This is a genomic window from Rhizobium sp. KNZ14-9A (assembly GCF_056755015.1).
This window is the reverse complement of sequence record NZ_JBPGXB010000004.1, coordinates 2,245,159-2,264,124: the sequence shown is the minus strand read 5'-3', so window position 1 is coordinate 2,264,124 and position 18,966 is coordinate 2,245,159. Positions and strand designations below refer to the sequence as shown.

Below are 18,966 nucleotides of genomic sequence, written 5' to 3'. Positions count from 1 at the left end.
CCCCGAGCAGAGCGCCAAACGAAGAACAAGAAACGAAACTGCCATGTCCAAGATATTCCGCTTCATCGCCACCTATGTGGCGCTTGCCATCGGCGCCGCCGGCATCGTCGTCGTGCTCTACGCCTGGAACCTGCCGCCCTTCCACGGCTCGGTCGAGACGACCAACGACGCCTATGTGCGCGGCCAGGTGACGATCCTCAGCCCGCAGCTTGCCGGCTACCTCACCGAGGTACCGGTCCAGGACTACCAGAGCGTCAAGCAGGGCGACCTGATTGCCAGGATCGACGACCGCATCTACACCCAGAAGCTGGAACAGGCGAAAGCAGCGCTCGCAACCGCCGAAGCCTCGCTCTCCAATTCCGAACAGAGCCGTAAGTCGGCCGAAGCCAAGATCCAGTCCGCCAAGGCCGCCGTCGAAAGCGCCAACGCCGCCTTCGATTCCGCCAGGACCACCTACGACCGCACCCAGAGCCTGCTCGAAAAGAACATCGCCACCCAGAGCGACGCCGAAAAGACCCGCGCCGCCTTCAACCAGGCTCAGGCCGCCGTGCACCAAGCTGAAGCCTCCGAACTCGTCGCCGAGCAGGACCTGAACACGATCGTGGTCACCCGCAAGTCGCTGGAGGCAACCGTCGAAAGCGCCAAGGCAGCCGTGAAGCTTGCCGAGATCGACCTTGCCAATACGCGCATCACCGCCCCGCAGGACGGCACGCTCGGCGAAGTCGCCGGCCGTATCGGCCAGTATGTCTCGATCGGCACCCAGATCGGCTCTATCGTGCCGGACAAGGTCTGGGTGGTCGCCAATTTCAAGGAAACCCAGCTCGGCGGCATGACTGCCGGCCAGAAGGTCACCTTCACCGTCGACGCCCTCGGGCACGAAAAATTCACCGGCCGGATCGAGCGTTTCGCGCCGGCCATGGGCTCGGAATTCTCGGTCATCAAGGCAGACAATGCCACCGGCAACTTCACCAAGGTCGCCCAGCGCATTCCGGTCCGGATCGCCATCGAGCCGCAACAGAAGCTCACCGACAGGCTCGTCCCTGGCATGTCGGTGGTCGCAAGCGTAGACCTAGCTCAGCAAGGCGGCGCGGCTCTAGTCGAGGCCAAGCTCGACTGATCGCCCTCCGGCGATCAAGGGCTCGACCTTTGACGATCCGACTCTAGCTTGACCCGTCAAACGGTCTGCGTTTCAACAATCCGACCCTCGCCGCTGAGAGAGGCCGGCTGCCCTCTCTCAGCGGTTCGTTCTTCGCCTGTTCGGCAGCAAAAGTCATAAGACAAGCGTTTCCGCTCTTGTTTGAATCCGCGGGGATTCTCGCAGCATCGGTTTTGTGTTCAATATGCTGGTCGGGCGGAGGCCAGCATCGGATGGTACGACTTCTTTCTGATGATCTGGGGAGCGCGCCTGGCAACGCCGGGCTGCGCTCCTACGAGAGAATGGGAAGCCGGGAAGCCGAACGCCACTCTGTGACCGAAGCCAGGAGCGGCATCAGGGTCACGCATTGGAGAATGGTTCGAGAACCGACGAAGGACAACAACAACCTGTCCGGCGGAGAGAAAGACTTTACCGATCGGGGCGAATGCCGGTCAAAACCTAACCGAACCCAAGAAAAAGCCGCTAATGGAGGCGTTTTGCCCCTTGCATTCTTTCATTGGAGCGGATCATGCAGCGATTCCGCTCGCCGGGTTCGCTGCAACGTTTCGTCAGTGTGTTCTCCGCGATCCGAAATCTCTTCGTCCCCGCACGCTCCAACCACTCTGCCATCGCTGTTCATCTGCATCGCCTCACGGCGATGGCAAATTGGAAGGCGGTCACCGCGACAGCGGCCTGATCCAATCTGCATGCCGAAAGCTTACTTGATCGAGTTAACCTGACATCACCCACCAGAATATCACCACTCCCGGCTACGGCGCCGAGGACGTTTGGGGGCGGAGGTGCAGATGAACTCATCCGGCACCTTGAAATATGGAAACCTTCGAAGCAAGCTGGTTCCATGAGCGCCCAAAGCCGTTTTTCCCCTCCGAATCCTGCTCCAAACGCTGTCCGGCGTCGCACCCTTCTTCGGCGAGTGGAAGAGGGAGGGTTAAGACGCCTGATGACGATCGTTGCCCCGGCAGGATATGGGAAGACGTGTCTTGCGGCGCAGTGGCATGACAACTTGCTTGCATCCGGTCAACAGGTCGTCTGGGTCGGGCTCGATTCGGAACACAGGAACCAGAGTCAGTTTATCCTCGTCCTCCTCGATGCGTTCGACCGGTTGATGCCTGCAGACAGAATGGCACGCGATACAGCAAGCCTGTCCGCCGCCGCCTTGCTCGGTATCCTGGCGACACGGCTTCGCCGCTTCACTGCCCCACTCATCCTCTTTCTCGATGATTATCATTTTGCCCAGACGGATGCGACGGAATCGGTCGTTGCGCGATTGCTGGCCGACAGCACGCTCGAGCATCTGAAATTCGTGCTGATCTCCCGAAGCGCTCCACGTTTTCCGATATCGTTCCTGCGGCTCAACAACGACCTGAAACAGGTCAGCGTCGTCGAGCTGGCGTTTTCGGATATGGAGGCGGAGGAATTTTTCGCCGGCAACCCCGCCGGCCTGACCGCAGACCAGATCGGCAGCCTCAACCAGCGCACCGAAGGCTGGGCGGTGGCGCTGCAGATGGTGCGCGTGCTGGTGTCCGACAATATCGAGGCGGATGCGATCCTTTCCTATCTCGACGCCGGGACGGCGGAAATGGGCAGCTATCTCTCCGAACAAGTCTTCGCCAACCTGCCTGCCCCGATGAGGCGCTTCCTGATCGAGACGGCCGCCTTGCCGGCGCTCAATCGCGAACTGGTCGCGGCCATCAGCGACGGGGTTGACGTCTCGGCGGTTTTTCAGGATCTGGCCGGGTTCGGGCTGCCGATTGCAACCCTCGGCGGCCAGGGCAACTGGATCCGCTACCATCCGGTTTTCAACAGCTTTCTGAAGGAAGAGGCTGAGCGCCAATATGTCGATACGCGCGGCACGCTGCAAAGGGCGGCTCGCTGGTTCGAGCAGCAGGGCGATTGCGATACGGCGGTGCGGCACGCGCTGTTGAGCGGCGACGCTAATCTCGCAGCTGGAATCGTCGAGGATGCCGGCGGCTGGCGGCGGGTCTATGCCACGACCCGCGGCGGCACGACCATGTTCCAGGCGATCATCGACAAGGCGGCCGAAATCGACCTCAGCCGTTTTCCCCTGACTACACTCGGCCTTTCGGTAGTGAGCGCCAAGGCGGGGCAACTCGACGCGGCCGATCACTACCTGGCGATCGCCGAACACGGCGCCGCGCAGGGCAACGAGGCGCTGGCCGGCGATCTCAGGGTCGTCCGTGTGCTGCTATCCCTCTACACCGACCGCACGGCGAGCAATGCGGATCTGTCGGCGCTGGAGGATGATCTCCTGAAGCGAGAGGGAATGGAACTGATCCACAGAGCTCTCGCGCTGAACATGCTCTGTTACAATGCGCTGATCCGCGGCGAACTGGAAAGGGCACTGCATTACGGCCATCTCGCCATTCACGCCTTCCGTGGCGGCAAGGCCGATTTCGGCGCCATGCATCTTTATACCCATGTGGGACAGGCCGCCTATTTCAGCGGTGACTGCGCGAAGGCGGCGGAGGCCTATAATCAACTGATCACCGAAGCACAGTGCAATATCGGCAAGGGAAGCGATCTCGATGCCGTCGGCCAGGTGCTGAAGGCCGAGCTGCTGTCGATGAACGGGCACGAGGATACCGCCGAGGCGATCCTCGACTGGGCCCTGCCGCATCTCGAACGCCACGACACCTGGTTCGATTTGCTAGCCGCAGGCTTCCTGGCGCAGCAGCGTGTCTTGCTTCTCAAGGGCGATCAGGTTGCAGCCCACGCCTCGATCGACCGGGTTCATGCCGCCGCGCGCCGCCGCGGCTTCGACCGCCTGACCTGGCTGGTCGAAGGGGAGCGCGCAAGGCTCCTGCTCGCCTTTGGCGATACCGAGCAAGCGGTCCGATATGCCGAGGCCAAGGGGATGGGACGAAAGTCGGCGGGCTTGGACAGGGCGAACAACCTTGCCATCCATTCGCGCGGCACAGTCCCGGCTCTGCTCTGGGCACGCATCCACCTTGCGCTCGGCGACTTCGGTGGTGCCCGCGGATGCCTTTCGCAGCTGATCGTCCGGCAGGTGCGGAAGCCGAACGTACCGCGCGGGATCGAGCTAGCGCTGCTGGAAATAAGCCTCATGATAGCCGAAGGCCGGCAGGGCGAAGCTGCCACACGGCTCGGCGACCTCGTCCTCGGCACCTCCCTCGGCGACTATAGGGCGATCCTGCGGGTCGAGGGCGACGGCTTTCTCAGCGCGCTTCGCGCACTGGCTTCGGACAAGTCGGCGCCTGAGATCGTCGGCCGCCGGCTGGCTCAGTCGCTCGGCGAGGACTGGCCGAGCCGGGTCGGCCGCAAAGATATCGCTGAGGTCCGGCAGGCGGACGGCGGGCTCACCGATCGCGAACGGAGCGTCATGGAACTGCTGAGCGTCGGCCTCAGCAACAAGGAAATCAGCCGCAAGCTCGACATGAGCGACAATACGGTGAAGTTCCATCTACGGAACATCTACGCCAAGCTCAATGTCGGCACCCGCCTGGCAGCGGTGAACGTCGCGCGGGATCGCGGCGTTCTGGCAGGCGGCTGACCTACCCGAACGGGTGGGGCGTTTTCGCCTCCCTACCCGTCTGACAGGCTATCCAAGCAACAGAGGATGCGTACTCTGGGGCCTGCCAGCCAATGCGGGGGATATATGAGCAAGATGATTTCGGTTGCAGATCCCATCGATCCGGTCACCCAGGAAATCGTCGAGGGCAAGCTTGCGGCGACGGTGGACGAAATGGGTATCGTCATGGCCCGCACCAGCATGAGCCCTGTTATCTACGAGGTGCTCGATTTCGCCTGCGGCCTACTGACGGCCGAGGGCGAACTGGTGGCGCAAATGAACGGCATCACGCTGTTCACCGGCACCTTCGGCGCCCAGGTCAAGGCGCTGATTTCCCGCTTCAAGGGGAACATGGCCGACGGGGACGTGCTCCTGACCAACGATCCCTATGCCGGCGGCACGCATGCCTGCGACTTTGCGGTGGTCAAGCCCGTCTTCGTCGCCGATGACATCGTCGCCTATGCGATCAACGTCGCACACTATCTCGATGTCGGCGGTTCGGTTCCAGGCAGTCTTGCACCGAATGCGATCTCGGTGTTCCAGGAAGGGCTGCGCCTGCCGGGCGTCAAGATCGTAGTCGGGGACGTTTTCTCCTCGGAGCTGATCCATATCATCAGCGAGAACGTCCGGTTGCCCGAAATAGCCATCGGCGACCTGACCGCGCAGATCGCCACCGTGCGGGTCGCTGCGCGGCGGATGCTGGAACTAAACCGCAAATATGGCGCCGCCACCGTCAAGGCGGCTTTCGCAAACCTGATCGCCGCCAGCGAGAAACAAAGCCGCACAGCGATCGCCGCCCTGCCCGACGGGACCTACCATGCGACCGATGTCATCGACGGCGACGGCGTCAGTGACGGCCCGATCGAGGTGATGGTCGCGGTCACGATCAAGGGCGACAGCATCACCGCCGACTTCACCGGTTGCCCACCGGCCGTGGAAGGGCCGATCAACTGCGCGAGGGGGGCGCTGGAATCGGCATGCCGCACCATCATCAAGGCACTTGTCGGCCCGCAGGCGCCATCAAACGAAGGCTGGTTCCGGCCGCTGACGGTCGTCGCGCCCGCCGGCACCATCTTCACAGCAGAAAAACCCTCACCCACCGGCTGGTATTACGAGGGTTCGGTCCACGCGTCTGAACTGGTCTGGAAGGCACTGGCGCCGCTGATGCCCTCACGTTTTTCGGCCGGCTCTTATTCCAGCCTCTGCGTCGTCTATGTCTCCGGCAAGGATGCCAGTGGCCAGCCCTTCATCCATATCGAGCCGCAGCATGGCGGCTGGGGCGCAAGCGAGGATCGCGACGGGGCCAACGCGGTGATCGCGCTGACCGACGGTGATACCTACAACTATTCGGTCGAGGTGATCGAGGCCCGCTATCCGCTGCTCGTCAAGCGCTACGGCTTCAATACCGAAGCCGGCAGTGGAGCTGGAAGGAGACGCGGCGGCTTCGGCATCGTGCGCGAATACGAGATCCTTTCGCAGAATGCCTCGGCCTATTGCAGCTTCGGCCGCACGCAGACCCTGCCCTGGGGCATGAACGGCGGCATGCCGGGTTCGGCGAACGTGCTGCAGGTGGCGTCCGCCAAGACCGCAGATTGCCGGGACTACGGCCGCGCGGCCCATATCGATCTTTCGAAGGGCGACGTCCTGCGCATCGTCACCGGCGGCGGCGGCGGCTGGGGTGACCCGCGCAAGCGCGAGCCTGATCTCATCGAGCATGACCTCAACAACAGCTTCGTCACGGAAGAAGCGGCCGCCAAGGCCTATGGATACCGCAGGAGGATAGCGGGATGATCCGGCTGGCGACCGATGTTGGCGGAACATTCACCGACCTTGTCGGCTATGACGAGCGGACGGGGGAATTGTTCACCGCAAAGAGCCTGACTACGATCGACGACCAGTCGGTGGGCGTGCTCGCAGCGATCGCGATGTCCGAACAGTGTGATGGACTACGAGCCCGCGATGTGACCTTTTTCGCCCATGGCGGCACGACCGTTATCAACGCCATCACCGAACGCAAGGGCGTACGGACCGCGCTGGTGACGACGGCGGGCTTCCGCGACGTGCTGGAAATCGGTCGGGGCAACCGGCCCGACCTCTACAATCTGCAGTTCCACAGCCCTGAGCCCTTCGTTCCGCGGCATCTGCGCTTCGAGGTGCGGGAGCGTGTCGCCGCGAACGGCGAAGTGCTCACGCCGATCGAACTGGACGATCTCAGACCGATCATCCGACACTGCCGCGAACAGCAGGTGGAAGCAGTCGCCGTGCTGTTTCTGCACAGCTACGCCAATCCGGAGCATGAGATCATCTGCGCCGACATCCTGGCCGATGCGCTTCCCGACGTAACGGTTTGCGCCAGCCACGAGGTGTCGCGGCAATGGCGGGAATACGAGCGTTCGAACACCGTCGTGCTCAATGCTTATGTGCAACCGATCATCCGGCATTATTTCGAGCGGCTGGAAGAGGCCCTGACCGACCGCGATCTCACCTGCCCCTATTACGCCATGCAGTCGAACGGCGGTATTTCCACCTTCGACCAGGCAACCCGCAGCCCGCTCACCCTGGTCGAATCCGGGCCGGCGGGGGGAATTGCGGGCGCGGTACGCATCGGCGCCGCACTCGGCGAAACGGAAGTTCTCTCGCTCGATGTCGGCGGAACGACGGCGAAATGCTCGCTGATCCATGACACCAGGCCGACGCTTAATGCCGAATACCGCCTGGAGCATACCCGCATTCAGCCGGGCCATACCGTGCAGGTTCCGGTCGTCGATATCGTCGAGATCGGTTCCGGCGGCGGGTCCATCGCCTGGATCGACGAACGCGGATCGCTGCGGGTCGGGCCGCAAAGCGCTGGCTCCACGCCGGGGCCGGCCTGTTACGGACGCGGGGGGACGACGCCGGCGCTTTCGGATGCCATCCTGACCGTCGGGATCTTCGATCCGAAGAACTTCGCCGGCGGCACCATGGCGCTCGACAAAGCCAGGGCCGCACAGGCGATCATGACCGTCGCCGAGCCGTTCGGCATGTCTGTGGAGGATGCGGCGATGGCGATCATCGAGATCGCCCATGCCAACATGATCAACACATTGAAGCTGGTGACCGTTCAACGCGGCCACGACCCGCGCGACGCAGCCTTCGTCATCAGCGGTGGCGCCGGCCCCGCGCTCGCGGCACGGCTCGGCCGCGACCTCAGCGTCAAGGCGACGGTGGTGCCGCCGCATCCGGGCATTTTCTCCGCATGGGGCATGCTGGCCGCCGAGCCGCGCGCCGATTTCCGCGGGACATGGTTCTGCCCGCTCGACGACGCGGCGGTCGGCGAGCTCAACCGGCGCTTCTCCCATCTGGAAGAGGAGGCCGTCGCCTATTTCGCCAAGGGCCGGGATGCCGCTATCCAGTTCACCTACCGGGTCGAGGCGCGCTATCGCGGCCAGGAGCACGGCGTGTTCGCAACTTTCCGGCGCGGGGACGATGCCGCTAATTTCGCCGACCGTTTCCATGCCGCCCACGAGAAGGCATACTCCTTCCGCCTGCCGGATTCCGCGATCGAAGTCACCACGCTGCATCTCGAAGCCGTCCTGAACGGGCCTGTCATAGCCCTACCGAAGGTGCCCAGGGCGGGACGGAGCCTCGACGCGGCACGGACCGGAACGCGACAAGTCTACTTCGGCGCCGAGCATGGCTGGGTAGCTTGCCCGGTATTCGACCGCAGCAGGTTGCCGGCCGAGGAAAGGTTCGAAGGGCCGGCAATCATCGAGGAGGCGACGGCGACGACACTGGTGCTCGAAGATCAGGTCATCGAAATGACGGAAACCGGCATTCTCGTGATCCGCGAAGGGAGGCCCACGGCGCGCTGACATGGCCATATCGATCGAAATCAACGATGTCGTTAAAAGCTACGGGCCGGTCACGGCCGTCGACAGTGTGTCGCTGTCGATCGCCGCTGGCGAGTTCTTTACCTTGCTTGGCTCGTCAGGCTGCGGAAAGAGTACGCTGCTGAAGCTGATCGGCGGTTTCGAGACGCCAACGTCCGGACGCATCGCCTTCGACGGTAAAGACATGGGCGCAGTCCCGGCAAATCGACGCCCGGTCAATACCGTCTTCCAGGGCCTCGGTCTTTTTCCGCACATGACCGTCGCGCAGAACATCGGTTACGGTCTGAAACTGAAGGGCATGTCGGGCGGCAAGCTCGATGCCAAGGTCAACGAGGCGCTCGAGCTTGTTGAACTTTCCGGCTTTGGCCCACGTGACGTCAATCTTCTCTCTGGCGGCCAACGGCAGCGTGTGGCGCTTGCCCGCGCACTGGTCATGGAACCCGGTATCCTGCTGCTGGACGAGCCGCTGACCGGGCTCGACGAACGCTTGCGCCAGCAGATGCGCGACGAATTCGGCCGCCTGCACAGGCGGACCGGCGCGACTTTCGTCCTCGTCACCCACAATCAGGACGAGGCCGTGAGCCTGTCGGACCGCATGGCCGTCATGCACGGCGGGCGGATCGCGCAGGTGGACACGCCGGCTGCCTTCTACCGCACGCCAGCCAATGCATTCGTCGCCCGCTTCGTTGGCATCGATTCCCTGCTGCGGCCGGAGGCGGTCCGGGCAGGCGGCCGTCAGGGCGAAGCGGTAGTGGCGGGGCAGAGCCTCCCGGTACGGATCGCCGGGCCGATCGACCCACAGGTGAGCCTCGTCGCGATCAGGCAGGACCGCCTTTCGCTTGTGCCGGATCCGGCGGGAACCGACGGCAAGCTGGAACTGACGCTGACTGAAACGACCTTCCGCGGGCTGCACCGCGACGTCAGGCTTGCCTTTGCCGATGGGCAGTCGGTGCTGGTGGCGCTAGACGCAGACCTTCAGCCGTTGGCGCCGGGCACACGTGTTTCCGTCTATCTCAAGCCGGATGCCGCGGTGCTGATCGCGGCCGGCAGTGCCTAGCCGACGTTACGGACAGACGGAACGACAATGAAAGACTTAACAAAAAGGGGAATGGCGATGATAAAACGAAATGAGTGGTTTCTATCCTCCAATACCAGCAACAGGCAGCGCCGCCAGTTCCTGGGGCTCATGGGTGCGGGTGCCGCGGCGTTTTCGCTCGGTGGCCTCGGTCTTGCCGGACGGGCGCAGGCGGCCGACACGGTCGCCTTCTGGGCGACGGCGACCCTCGATATCGGCGACAAGTGGCAAGAATTCGCCTCTGAGATCGGCGTCACGCCCGAGTTCACCGACAACGGCAACGATGTCGGTCCCGTCGTCGCCCGCCTTGCCGCCGGCAATGCCAACGACCTCTTCGACGTCGGCGGCTTCCAGGGTGGAGCGGAAAAGGAACTGGCGCGCCAAGGCGTGATCATTCCCTGGGACCTTTCGAAGATCCCCAACTACCAGGGCGTCTGGCAATGGGCCAAGGACATTCCCTACCTCAAGCACGACGGCAAACAATACGGCATTCCGACGGTCGTCAATGCCGACTCGATCATCTACCGGCCCGACAAGCTCGGCAAGGTCGACAGCTACGGCGTGATCTTCGATCCAAAGCTGAAGGGGCGCGTCGGAATGGAGGACGCCTGGATCAACAGCGCGATCTTCACGGCCATGTATTTGAAGGAAAGCGAGAACAAGCCGATCACCGACCCCGGCAACCTGACGGAATCCGAACTTGGGCTCGTCATGGAATTTCTGATCAAGCACAAGAAGGACGGCCAGTTCCGTACCTTCTGGAACGGCTGGGAGCAAGGTGTCCAGCTTGTCGCCGACGGGGAAGTCGACGCAATGACCGGCTGGGAGCCTATCGTCTATGAGGGGCGCAAGCGCGGGCTGCAAGTCGAATATGCAGCACCCGTCGAAGGCTATGAGGGCTGGGGCAACAACAGCGTGCTCCTGAAGGGCGCCGGCGACCGGGGCGTCTCGGATGCCGCGCATAAATTCGTCGATGGCCTGCTCGACGGCCTCTATGGCTGCGAACTGGGCAAGGCGCGCGGTTATCTGGTTCCGACCGACAAGAATGTCGAATACGCCAAAGCGCACCCCGACGAATACAAGCCCGAGGATGTCCAGGCGCTCGGCGACCATGTGAAGGCCAAGTTCGCCGGCAAGGTTTATTGGCAGAATTGCCGGCCGGATAATTTCCAGCTCTACGAGGAATGGTGGCAGAAGCTGCGCAACGCTTGACGACGGCCTGAGCAATCATGCGAGAATGGCCGCGGCCGCTTGCTGCCGCGGCTAGCCCCAGCCAAGGTTCAGACATGTCCGGCCCATACCGCTCCACTGCCCTGCCCCTGATCTCGCTGCCGTTGCTTGTTATCCTCGTCTTCGGCTTGGCCCCGCTGGCGGTCGTGGTCACATGGAGCTTCTGGACCTGGGATTCGGCGACCTACTGGATCAAGCCGGATCTAAGCTTTGCCGGCTACGCCGCGATCCTCGATGCCGGGCGCTGGACGGTCATTCTGTCGACGCTTGCAAAAGCGCTTGGAACGGCGCTGCTCTGCCTCCTGATCGCCTATCCCTCCGCCTATGCGGTGCATTTCCTCGCCGGCCGCAGGCTCGCGGTCATCCTGCTCGCGCTGATGACGATCCCCTTTTTCACCTCCTATCTTATCCGTTCCTTCTCCTGGCGCCTGGTGCTCGGACGCACTGGTGTCGTCAATACCGGGCTCCAAGAGCTTGGGCTGACCACAACGCCGATCGACTGGCTGCTCTTCAGCAACTTTGCTGTCATCGTCGGCCTCGTGGCCTCATACCTGCCGTTCGCGACCTTTCCGCTGCTGCTCTCGATGCGCCGCCTCGATACAACAGTGCTGGCCGCCGCCCGCGACCTTGGGGCCGGATTCTGGAAGACGCTGACGACGATCATGATACCGCTCACCATGCCTGGCATATTCGCCGGCTTCCTGTTCGTCTTCGTCATGGTCGCCGGCTCCTCGACGGAAGTGCAGATGCTGGGCGGCGCCGGTGCCAGCATCGTCTCGGTGATGATCAACGACGTGATGCGCGTTGCGAACTACCCGCTCGCCTTCGCCATCTCCACCGTCGTGCTCGCCGTGATCTTCGCGCTCGTCCTGATCGGCAACCGCCTGTTCGGCCTTGCCTCCCTGTTCGAGGATCGCTCATGACGGCGCAAACCGAAGGCAGCGCGAACCGTCTGCTGATCTGGGCCCTGACGATTGCCGGACTGGTCGTGATCTATGCGCCGCCGCTTTACTTGCTGGCGGTTTCGTTCAATCCCGCCTTGCAGCCGGGGCTGCCGAACCTCTCGGATATCACGCTGAAATGGTACGCCTCGCTGCTCGAGGAGCGGGCACTTGTGTCAGCGTTGCAGCAATCAGCAATCATAGCCACCCTGACCGCGGTGCTTGCGACGGTAATTTCGCTTGCCGCAGCACTCGCCTATTTCGAGCTTCATCGAAGCCGCACAGCCTGGTTCCTGACCGTCATTCTGCCGATGTTCGTCCCGGGCGTGATCCAGGGCCTCGCTCTGTCAACCGTCTTTACCCGCATCGGGATCAAGGCCTCCGCGCTGACCGTGACGGCCGGGCATCTGCTCTGGGCGATGCCCTTCGCCTTTATCGTCATCCTGACGAGTTTCGCGGCGGTCAAGCCGTCCTACCTGATGGCGGCGGCCGATCTCGGCGCCGGCCGTTGGCGGCAGTTCCGTGACATCACACTGCCGCTGATCCGCCCCGGCCTCGTCAGCGCCTTCATCTTCTCGTTCCTGCTCTCGCTGAACGAGTTCACCCGTTCCTTCTATCTCGCCGGCCGACAGAACACGCTGCCGGTCGTCCTGTTCGGCAAGATGAACGCCGGCGCCTCGCCGACGATCTATGCAATGTCGGGGGCGATATTCATGTTGTCGGTGGCGCTTGTTTTCCTGATAGCGCTCAAGCTTGCCGCACGCAGGAAGCCGGTTAGATAGCGCGCATTGACATGGTGCCGCTATGGACGAAATCACTTTGATTATTGTCGTGAAAGACGCCGTCGAGGCGATGGAGCGATCGAGAGATCATCGACTGAGATCAGCAGCATTATCGGCGTGATTGACGACATAGTTTTCCAGTCCGGCTTGCGAGCATTTGCAGTCATCGGACCCCTCCGTCCGCATGGCTCAGGTTCCCTTAAATCGCCAAAGCGCTAACGCGGAAGCCAGGATCAATATCGTGCAGAAGCCCCACAGTGCCGACGGAGACAGCTGCGCATAAATGAATGTTCCGATCGAAGGAGCAGCTAAACCTGCAACCGACTGAGCAGTCCGGTAAAAGCCCATATACTCTCCGCTTCGTTCTCCGTTTTTCGCGGCTATCCCCATGACGATCGACATGATTGCTGGATAGAAGAGTAGCTGACCAAAGGTGATGAGTAGGTAAAGGCCCACAAGTACTGACCCACCGGAACCGGTCGGCAGCAGGGAAAAGGCGGTCGCAACGATGGCCATACCCGCTACGGCCATCTGTATGGGATTTCGCTGCTTTACCCAGCTCGAGACGGGCAGCACCGCGACCGCGAACATGAGATAGCCGAGGGTAAGGAGATGACCAAAAGCCTCCGGCGTCATCCCGTATGCCGAGGTAACATAGAGCGGCAGGGTAACAGAGGTCTGTTTTGCCACCACGTCGAGTACGCATGAAGCCAGGCAAACAAGGAGGAAGGCTATGCTCTTATGAGCTGCTCGTGCCGCTCCGTCGACCATTTCAGTCTCCGAAGCTTTTTTGCTCTCCGTGTTTAAAGGTCGGGCAAGGAAAACGGATACAAGGCCGGCCGCGAACAGCGAGGTCGCAGCATCCACGTAGAAAATCAACTCTGGTTTGACAGCGTAAAGATAACCGCCCAAACTGGCAGCGATCCCCGCCCCAATATTGATGGCGACCACATAGACTGCGTACGCTCGTGATCGCTCGTCTTCGGGACATAGCCCAACGACACAGGCATCATAGGCGGGCCGAAAAGCGCCATTGGCAAAGGCAAGGACGATCAATATTCCCCCGATAAGCAGTGTGCTGGAGATTGCCGGGATGACCGCCATTGCGCCACCGCTGATCAGGAAACTCAATACCAGAACGTTAGGCGCGCCGATCCGATCGCTCAATCTTCCGCCTGACCAGGTGCCAGCGATACCGCCAAAGCCAAAACACGTCAGCAGGCCCCCCGCGCTCTCGATGGAGAAATTGGCCACTTCTGTCAGGTATAGGACCAGAAAGGGCGTGACCATATAGCCCAGGAAATTCACGAAGGCCGCAGCTGCGAGCAGCCAGAGCTGTGCGGGGAGCTGTGGTACGAATGCAATCCAGTCTGTACGCTGTTCACTCATAAGGGCTGATGGCCTCTTGGTACGGTCGGCCAGTTCGTTACCATTCGGAACCATTGAGCAAGCATCAGCAGGCGCGCGAGCATAGTCATCGGCCCCGCGATCGTCAGCCCCATTGGCAAGCCTTCCACGGAGAACCCATTCGGAACGGTGATCGCTGCCACGTCACTCAGCAGTACCGGCATGATGGTCTCAAAGGGATCGGGATCGAATCTTCCCGGTGTGAGCGGCCAATCAGCAATCAGCGGAGCCGCCATCCCACTTGATGGAAGTAGAAAGATGCCGTCCGTCACCGGAAGCTGATACGTTCCGCGGAGATCCTGGAGTTTCTGCTGTCCTTCAATGCCAAGCGGATTTTGTGACACGAGCGATGCCGCCGTTCTGCACTCGTCGGTAATGAACCCTTCGACGGGAACGATCTCAATGCCTGCCTTCTCCAATTCGCGCATTGCCAGGGCGTAATTGGTGCGCGCATCGAAATGCACAATGTCCCAGAACCTGCCTTTGGCAAGATAAACGCGAGGTATGATTGAAGAGATGGGGGATAGACGATCAAATCCGTCATCAGCTTCGTATGCGTTTAGCGCTTTGTCGTCTTTCGAAAGGCTTTTCAGCCAGGTGTGCCTGATGTCGTGGACGTCGTGTCCGAGGACGACCAGCCTTCCTCTGGCCATAGAGCCGACGTTTCGAGGGCCATAGAATCCGACGACACCTGACATCGATGCCGCCACGAGGAGCTGACCGTTTATATCTTCGCCCAGACCAATCGTTTCGGGCCGAGTGGAGATAGCATGGGCGAGCGGTGAACCCAAAGGTCCCGCAATGAAATTCTCGCCCCATGCGTTGGGTAGCTTGCGCCCTGATGGCGTCTCCATAATGACATCCGCGATATGGGCGGCGTTGTTTTCAAGCTGCCGCAGTGCCTGACTGACAATTTCATCGTCAGCTATCTGCGAAACCTGGCCATTACCGTTCTCATAGCGCAGGTAAATGATAGCTCTGCTGGGTATGAGATCGGGAGGAACCGAGAGATCGTTCTTTGCGCTGAATTCAACTTCTTCCATTGCGCTATCCATGAAACCCTTGAGCCCGGATCCTCGAGAGCAGTTCATCCCGAATTGCAAACTCAGGTGCCAGCCAGGAAACGTAATCATCAGATGTGTCGGGATAGCCCACCGCTAGCGCGTAGACCACGCTGTGGGTCAGATCGTTCTCTCCGATCGCTCTTTCGATAAGCGAATGACCAATTGCCCCGGCGGGATTGACGACCGCGCCTTGTTTATTGAGGATCAGCATCATGTTCTGTGCGATGTGACCCGCTTCGACGAAAGCATGGGCATAAGCGCTTCCGTTGATATACTTCCACATAACCCTCTCAAAGTGTGCAACGAGGAATACGATGAAGCTCGCCTTTTCGACCCATGGCTGGTTTTCTGCGAACATGGCCTGCATCGTCGGCATCGGATCCTGAAGTGCGACCAATTCCAGTGAGTGCCGAAGAGCATTGTAGTGGTAAAAGCGATCCTCCATAAGGCCTGAGACCTTACGCGCAAAAATGTAACCTTCATAAGCATTGCGAGCGCCAGGAGAAGGTGTCATCCGGAGGGGATGATCGCCAACCTCGGTGCTGACAATGTCGGTTACGCCCAGCCCCGCATACATCGCGTCGGCAACCAGGGGCAGATCCAGCGGTTCGTCGAGAAAGGCTCGTATCGATCGCCGACTTCGCATGACGGCTTTCAGTTCGCCGTCTATTGCAAACGGCGGCAAAGACACGCTGGCTTCGCGTGTTTTTGAATCCAGTAATGGAGGCGAAGGATGGGATTTCGAACGAAGTATCTGAATCTCTGCCGCCATTTTATCACTGACGGTCAAGTTATCCTGTGATGAGAAGTGCAGCTGCGCTGTCACCGGACCCCATTCCCAGGTTTCCTCATATTCCGTATCCTTGTCAGCTATCATATCGCCTTCGACAACCAAAGCCGTCAGAGAGAACAGCTGTACGACTTCCTCGACTAACGACGAGGTGTAAACGTCAGACGTTATCGCAAAAAGTGCGTCCAGCGATTGCCAGTGCTCCGAATTGATCAGAACCTCAAGGCAGCGCAAGTTGCAGGCAAAAGAACGATTGGTCAGGAAATTGAAGACAACGATTTCGCCATCGTTGACAAAATAGGAAAGCGCTCGCGCCCGTCGAAAGCGGAACGATCGGATTTCGGTTTCATCAGAACTCAGCACAGATTAGCCTCCGTTCGACATATCGATAGTGTGGTCCAACGGCGACCTTCTGCAGCTGGACCAACTTGTCACTATTTGCCGAAGAGGCTGGGATTATTTCTCGTTTTCCGAGTGAACGTGAAGTGCGGGCTTCACGAACGGCATGCTCTTGTTCAGACTAAGAGCGCAATAGACGATTTCCTGGGCGGCTTGGTCAATCTTGGAAATCGCGAAGGCCGCCTCGTTGCGAGCTGGTCCTTCAGGCAGTTCTTTGGCGATGTTGCGTAGCGTATCCTGTACTTCGGATAGAAGCTGGTCGCCAACCTGATAGCGCGGAATAGCGCTACGATCGATTTCGGATGAGAGCTCCTCCTCGGACATGGGGACGGACTTTGCCCTGTGGTACTGCATCAACTTTGATTTCAGTTCAGTGGGTGTCACGCGTTGAGTGTGCATTTCAACCTCTTGATATCAAATATTGAACTTCCGAAGGTGAATGCCGGTATCTTCAACCGGCGATTTAAGGCTAAATCTGCATCTTATCCGTGTAAAGACCGCGGCAATCACTTTGTTTTACAATCTCTAGATGCGGCGTTAATTGGGGCTTTTATCATTCTGAGAATCAAGAATAAATTTCGATCCCGTAAAGGTGCAAGAACTGGCATTGGATCACGACAATTATCTAAGCGAGTCCCGCGAAACAGCCTTTTGGCGCCGTTGCGTTCTTCCAGAATAATCCGTTTCTCCGGGGGATCGAGAAGTTTGGCTATTTCAACAGCGCGGATCAAACGATGAGAGTAGCCGGATTCTATCGTGACGGTTAGAGAAGCCCTCACACCCGAACCCCCCCCCTCCCGGTCATCTCCCTCAGCCCCAGCTCGCCCACAATCCGCCGCGCCGCCTGCGGTGTTACCTCGAGCGTTTTTGCCACCATCCCGGCCGACAGGCGGATAATCCCTGTCCACGCAAGGCTCGAGGAGATCTTCATTGCCTCGCTGGTAGAGTCCAGCGGCGCGCTCGCCGCTTCGGTGAATCGGGCGACCTGATCCGGATGCGAGGCATCGACGAACACCAGGCCCGCGACTTCATCGCCAAATTTCCGAGTGTAGGCCATGCCGTAAGGTCCACCGATCGAATGGCCGACCAGAATGAAAGGTCCCTTTTCTCCGGCCGCAACCAGGTCTGGTTTGCAAGGAAGAGCGGGGCGGGTGAGATGCCCCTTCGGCTCGATATCGGCATGACATTGGCTTGGCATGGCAACAGCCTCGATCGAGCCCGGACCAATCCTGTTGTGAAGGGACACTTAGAAAAGCCTGAGCGGAAAGTCTTTTCGTCATCAAAGGACGATTCTTTTGGTTCGACGGTGATCGGTTTGTTGGGCCATAGCAATTCAGTGCCGGGCTTCTAATGGAGGCCGCGCTCACTGTGGCATTCTCGCTTCATCCTTGTGGCCCTACGGCGTCGATATAGCCAAGTTCGGCCGCGCGAAGGATGGCCTCCGTGCGATTATGGGCTCGTAATTTTCGCACGGCGGCGGCCACGTAACCTTCTACTGTCCTTGTCGACAGTCCGGAGAGGTAGGCGATCTGTTTATAGTTGTTGCCCAGCATCAACAAATGCAATGTTTCGATTTCTTGAGGCGACAAGGCATTCTCGGCAGCGACTGCTCGTTGCACCGGCCTCTCATCTACGTTTTCGCTCAACCATCTGTGGAGCCGAAGGGCAACAAAATCGAGCGCATCCTTTTCGGAGGCGGACAACGAACGCCCATCCATTCCAATGGAGATGAACGCAACACGCATACTCGGCCCCCAGAAGGGGACGGTATATCCATCGACCATACCGGACTCCCTAGCGTGCGACATGACACGTCTCTCCACTTCGGACGAGCGCGCTGGATCCAGAACCTGGCTCCAGATGAACGGAAACGCCGTCCTCCGCAGATGCTTCATCACCGGGTCAAAATGGACGTAGTCGTTGAAGTCATACAAATCGAGCCAGGCGCTGTTCCATCCATGGAGCCGAATGTTGGTCGCGAGCCGGTTTCTGCGACTTGGCAGCCAGGCGGAAATTATGTTCACGATCCCGAGGCGAGCTCTGATCCTCTCCAGTTCGATCAAGAGATTCGACGCTTCCGTTATCCGTCGGCACGCGTTGCCAAAAGCCTGAATGAGAAAGAGAAGCTCGTCGTCGAGTGACAAGGCGTAGTGTTGCATGTCCAGGATCCTTCTTGCCGAGGAGCTTCCCTCTCCGCGGTCCAGGCAACGGTTAGCCACGGGAAGTGATCGATGAAGATGACGGGCCGTTCACCATTGACGGGCCAGGCAGCCGGTCACGCATCCGACAACTAAAACAGCGCGTATGAAACGCGGCCGGGGGATCAAGGAGGTCGGCTATGGTGACCTGTTCCATGGCCCTCAGAAAAGGAGCAAAAGCAGCCTCGACAATCGGCTTGAGAGCGGCCGCGGCCGCATTATCGTTTCCAGTTTTGAAGAGTTCCGGTTGAGTAATGCGAAGAATGTGGTCGAGAGTGAGCCCACCAGGGTGACCCGTCAAAAAGCTTCCGCCATTTCTGCCACGAATCGAAGTGAGGTAGCCGTGCCGTGCGAGAAGATAGACCACTTGGGCCGCATGGTCCCTTGTTGCGTTGGCCGCTTTAGCGAGTTCCACCGTTTGAAGGCGCCGACCTTCCGCCTTTCCGCAGGCGGTAAGAATGTTGATTGCGATTTCGGTCTGTCGACTAAGCCTCATGCCACCTAC

15 protein-coding genes and 1 pseudogene are annotated in these 18,966 nt (G+C 60.2%); 9 read left to right on the top strand and 7 right to left on the bottom strand.

The window, feature by feature from the left end; genetic code table 11:
* The first annotated feature begins 43 nt into the window (after positions 1–43).
* From ACR9ZQ_RS40765 to ACR9ZQ_RS40725, 9 genes and pseudogenes are all read left to right on the top strand, one after another.
* A complete protein-coding gene (locus tag ACR9ZQ_RS40765) occupies positions 44–1,117 on the top strand; it encodes an HlyD family secretion protein (protein ID WP_481430809.1) in 1,074 nt (357 codons plus the stop codon).
* A gap of 538 nt (positions 1,118–1,655) precedes the next feature.
* Positions 1,656–1,832, top strand: a pseudogene (locus ACR9ZQ_RS40760) (IS6 family transposase); the annotation flags it as partial.
* Between the two features lie 264 nt (positions 1,833–2,096).
* Positions 2,097–4,688, top strand: a complete 2,592-nt coding sequence (locus ACR9ZQ_RS40755; RefSeq protein WP_481430808.1) for a winged helix-turn-helix domain-containing protein — start codon at positions 2,097–2,099, stop codon at positions 4,686–4,688.
* Positions 4,689–4,802: 114 nt separating this feature from the next.
* Positions 4,803–6,497, top strand: a complete 1,695-nt coding sequence (locus ACR9ZQ_RS40750; protein WP_481431010.1) for a hydantoinase B/oxoprolinase family protein — start codon at positions 4,803–4,805, stop codon at positions 6,495–6,497.
* Positions 6,494–8,557 carry a hydantoinase/oxoprolinase family protein gene (locus tag ACR9ZQ_RS40745; protein WP_481430807.1) on the top strand — a complete coding sequence of 688 codons (2,064 nt, stop codon included), beginning with the start codon at positions 6,494–6,496 and terminating at the stop codon, positions 8,555–8,557. Before ACR9ZQ_RS40750 ends, ACR9ZQ_RS40745 begins: the two co-directional genes overlap by 4 nt.
* A gap of 1 nt (position 8,558) precedes the next feature.
* A complete protein-coding gene (locus ACR9ZQ_RS40740) occupies positions 8,559–9,632 on the top strand; it encodes an ABC transporter ATP-binding protein (protein WP_481430806.1) in 1,074 nt (357 codons plus the stop codon).
* 57 nt (positions 9,633–9,689) lie between these two features.
* Positions 9,690–10,862 (top strand): ABC transporter substrate-binding protein, encoded by a 1,173-nt coding sequence (locus ACR9ZQ_RS40735; protein ID WP_481430805.1) that lies wholly within the window; start codon positions 9,690–9,692, stop codon positions 10,860–10,862.
* Positions 10,863–10,936: 74 nt separating this feature from the next.
* Positions 10,937–11,803 carry an ABC transporter permease gene (locus tag ACR9ZQ_RS40730; protein WP_481430804.1) on the top strand — a complete coding sequence of 289 codons (867 nt, stop codon included), beginning with the start codon at positions 10,937–10,939 and terminating at the stop codon, positions 11,801–11,803.
* A complete protein-coding gene (locus ACR9ZQ_RS40725) occupies positions 11,800–12,603 on the top strand; it encodes an ABC transporter permease (protein WP_481430803.1) in 804 nt (267 codons plus the stop codon). Before ACR9ZQ_RS40730 ends, ACR9ZQ_RS40725 begins: the two co-directional genes overlap by 4 nt.
* A 189-nt stretch (positions 12,604–12,792) precedes the next feature.
* On the opposite strand, the gene ACR9ZQ_RS40720 is transcribed toward ACR9ZQ_RS40725, so the two are convergent.
* The 7 genes from ACR9ZQ_RS40720 to ACR9ZQ_RS40690 form a co-directional block, all read right to left on the bottom strand.
* A complete protein-coding gene (locus ACR9ZQ_RS40720) occupies positions 12,793–13,992 on the bottom strand; it encodes an MFS transporter (RefSeq protein WP_481430802.1) in 1,200 nt (399 codons plus the stop codon).
* Entirely contained in the window at positions 13,989–15,053 is a 1,065-nt protein-coding gene (locus ACR9ZQ_RS40715; protein ID WP_481430801.1) for an amidase, read from the bottom strand. Before ACR9ZQ_RS40715 ends, ACR9ZQ_RS40720 begins: the two co-directional genes overlap by 4 nt.
* A gap of 4 nt (positions 15,054–15,057) precedes the next feature.
* Positions 15,058–16,227: a SagB/ThcOx family dehydrogenase gene (locus ACR9ZQ_RS40710; RefSeq protein WP_481430800.1), complete on the bottom strand. Its 1,170-nt coding sequence runs from the start codon at positions 16,225–16,227 to the stop codon at positions 15,058–15,060.
* A 93-nt stretch (positions 16,228–16,320) separates the two neighbouring features.
* Positions 16,321–16,662: a hypothetical protein gene (locus ACR9ZQ_RS40705; RefSeq protein WP_481430799.1), complete on the bottom strand. Its 342-nt coding sequence runs from the start codon at positions 16,660–16,662 to the stop codon at positions 16,321–16,323.
* A gap of 376 nt (positions 16,663–17,038) precedes the next feature.
* Positions 17,039–17,461: an alpha/beta fold hydrolase gene (locus ACR9ZQ_RS40700; RefSeq protein ID WP_481431009.1), complete on the bottom strand. Its 423-nt coding sequence runs from the start codon at positions 17,459–17,461 to the stop codon at positions 17,039–17,041.
* 184 nt (positions 17,462–17,645) lie between these two features.
* Positions 17,646–18,422: a helix-turn-helix transcriptional regulator gene (locus tag ACR9ZQ_RS40695; protein ID WP_481430798.1), complete on the bottom strand. Its 777-nt coding sequence runs from the start codon at positions 18,420–18,422 to the stop codon at positions 17,646–17,648.
* A 52-nt stretch (positions 18,423–18,474) separates the two neighbouring features.
* Entirely contained in the window at positions 18,475–18,957 is a 483-nt protein-coding gene (locus ACR9ZQ_RS40690) for an RrF2 family transcriptional regulator (protein ID WP_481430797.1), read from the bottom strand.
* Positions 18,958–18,966 lie beyond the last annotated feature (9 nt).